This is a genomic window from Sodalis-like endosymbiont of Proechinophthirus fluctus, from assembly GCF_001602625.1.
In the GTDB taxonomy this organism is placed as follows: domain Bacteria; phylum Pseudomonadota; class Gammaproteobacteria; order Enterobacterales; family Enterobacteriaceae.
Map to the genome: position 1 here is coordinate 32,098 of NZ_LECR01000082.1, position 2,368 is coordinate 34,465.

At 50.3% G+C, this 2,368-nt stretch carries 4 protein-coding genes and 1 pseudogene; all 5 read left to right on the plus strand.

From position 1 onward, the window contains the following. A pseudogene (locus BG74_RS20855) lies at positions 1 to 260 on the plus strand (divergent polysaccharide deacetylase family protein); the annotation flags it as partial. Then, on the plus strand, positions 254 to 466 hold the full coding sequence (locus BG74_RS14090) for a hypothetical protein (RefSeq protein ID WP_187202795.1): 213 nt from the start codon (positions 254 to 256) through the stop codon (positions 464 to 466). The pseudogene BG74_RS20855 and the gene BG74_RS14090, both read left to right, overlap by 7 nt. A gap of 342 nt (positions 467 to 808) precedes the next feature. Beyond that, entirely contained in the window at positions 809 to 1,009 is a 201-nt protein-coding gene (locus BG74_RS08055) for a hypothetical protein (RefSeq protein WP_066597705.1), read from the plus strand. Positions 1,010 to 1,300: 291 nt separating this feature from the next. Next, the gene (locus BG74_RS08060; protein ID WP_066597707.1) at positions 1,301 to 1,537 is read left to right on the plus strand and encodes a hypothetical protein; all 237 of its coding nucleotides are present in this window, start codon (positions 1,301 to 1,303) and stop codon (positions 1,535 to 1,537) included. 438 nt (positions 1,538 to 1,975) lie between these two features. After that, positions 1,976 to 2,368 (plus strand): NAD-dependent epimerase/dehydratase family protein (locus BG74_RS18040; protein WP_244267445.1); only part of this gene is annotated, 393 nt, incomplete at its 3' end.

A 2,368-nucleotide genomic window follows, 5' to 3' on the forward strand; every position in this document is an offset into this window, starting at 1 on the left:
CTGCTATCGCTATCGGTCATCCCTATCCCGCTACCGTGCGTGTACTGCAACAGATGCTGCTATCTCTGCCAGGCGATATTGTGCTGGTACGTCCGAGCATGCTGCTCAATGAGCGGCCCGATCCGGTTACAGCGGCGCCGCCGGTGGGCAAACCGGCATCGACGCGCCGGCATCCTTTCTGCGGTGACGTGCCTTGCTGTCCGAGTGGCCAAGCGCAGCCTCCGGTCTATGCCGAAGCGTCTATGCTGAAGCCATGTTAAGCGCCATCGCATCAAGCGTCGCCGAGACTTGGCGGAGAATTTTGCGCGGCGAGACGACGCCTGATGCCGGTAAGATTGATCTCGGTAAACCTGACAACAGCAAGCGCCCGACACAAGCAAAACTAACGTCTTTGAATTGGCGGCCGACGACACGCGCAACCTTCGCTAGCCTCTCAGGCAAAGGGGCTTCGACGGGGTGTTGCTAGCGTTAGGCCATCAGAAGGAAAAGGGTAGCCCGATTGCTTCCTCGCCTCCCAGGAACCGCGGCCATAATACCGGACGTTTTAGCAAGCCCGATCCACCTTTTCCTGCCTGGCATCAATAACTGTGGTTCACCTCCTTACCGCGGTGAAATAGTGAGTGGTATAGCATCTATGTTACTATGCGCTAAACTTATAGATAGTCTGTCCAGTGGAAAAGCATGATGATGCCATAAGGTCGGTTGAAAATTCTGCTGTTGAATAACGATAAAGAATAGGGCAGCAGATCAGCACTAACAAACTGTTATGGCTTCTCAAACATATCGACCGCTACCTCTTTGATATTACGTGATATTTTACTATAATTATCGGCGCAACCATAAAGAAACCATCGGCGACGTCCTAAATGCTATAGGTATTCCTACCCAGTTCATCGTACAACGTCAGCAGCCATTGTACGCCAAACTAAGCAAGGAGATCTTGCACAACCTATACTTTTTGTTCGCCGACTGGCGCAGGCGCGCCGTGCAAGCCATTGGCCAGTGCTGACGCAACGTACCAATTAGCGCCTTCGCCGCAGCAGTTTACCATTGAAAAATATGTCGCCGGCGTCGAGGCTGCGCTCTCAAGCGGAGATTCATCCTGAAGCTGGGTATGTTTACTTTGTCAATGCTAAATACCGTTGTCAATGCCAATGCCAAATACCGTCGCATTCATGCACGATGCGCGCCACGCTCAGCGATGGAAACTCGCGGCGGCGATTACCCTATAAGCAAATTTTTCTCAGCCTCCTGATTAAAACGCAGGCGCCGCTAACAGGCTCGCACCGATGGCATCCTGATGATCGATTCGGATCTGAATTTGCAATACTGCACATTGCACTACGCGATGATTATCTCTACTCTACTCTTTAGCTTTCACCGCGGAAAAATGATCGACAAACTGAGCAGTCTCGTACCGGAAGTGGTGCCGGCTTATTGTTGCGACGTGGTGCGGCCGAAACTAGTGGACCATGTCAACGGCGCCTTTCTCGTCCCCAGCCGCCAGGCCTGGCTTCGCATGTGTCCAATAATATAGATCGCATTTTTCCGCTATAACCTGGTCGGGATCTCAGCCGCCGACCGATACAACTGCTGTTAGCAGCAGTGCTGGATGCGCTGGACATTCGCACTATCAATCTGGGCAAATGGATGAACTGGCCAGTGGCGAAACCCAAACCCATTGGCAGCACGGCTTCGGTCATACCGCTGAGGTAGTGGGAGTACACTTCTTATTCTCTCTGTTGGAATGGTAAAAATATTTACAATCACAAGAGATCGATCCGTTGCTGTTCAAGCCGCAAACCTATGCCAGTAAATTTGCGTTATCTAAACGATAAAGAACGGCTTGTGCGTGCTGCGACACCGCATTTGCGGTCAACTGGGAAGATATAAAGCCAGGGGAGGAAATGCTATGATAAGACCATTATCAGGAGCTGACGTTGTGACAGCTCTGTCAGTCACACAAGGGTAACCGATGATAGTTGTCACTGGTGGGGCCGGTTTTATCGGCAGTAATGTCGTCAAAGGGTTAAATCAGATCGGCTACAACGATATTTTGGTGGTGGATAACCTGAAAGACGGCACTAAATATACCAATCTTGTCGACCTCAATATCACCGATTATATAGATAAAGAGGATTTTATCGCTAACATAGTCGCCCGCGATGATTTTGGCGCTATCGATGTGGTATTCCATGAAGGCGCCTGTTCTTCCACCACTGAGTGGGACGGTAATTATATTATGAATAATAATTATAAGTACTCAAAGGAGCTGTTGCACTACTGCATAGAACGTACTATTCCCTTCCTGTACGCCTCTTCCGCGGCAACTTACGGCAGTCGGACGGAAAACTTCATTGAAGATCGG

Coding starts and splice junctions, on each gene's coding strand:
- BG74_RS14090 (WP_187202795.1), top strand. CDS start 254: ATGTTAAGCGCCATCGCATCAAGCGTCGCCGAGACTTGGCGGAGAATT.
- BG74_RS08060 (WP_066597707.1), top strand. CDS start 1,301: ATGATCGATTCGGATCTGAATTTGCAATACTGCACATTGCACTACGCG.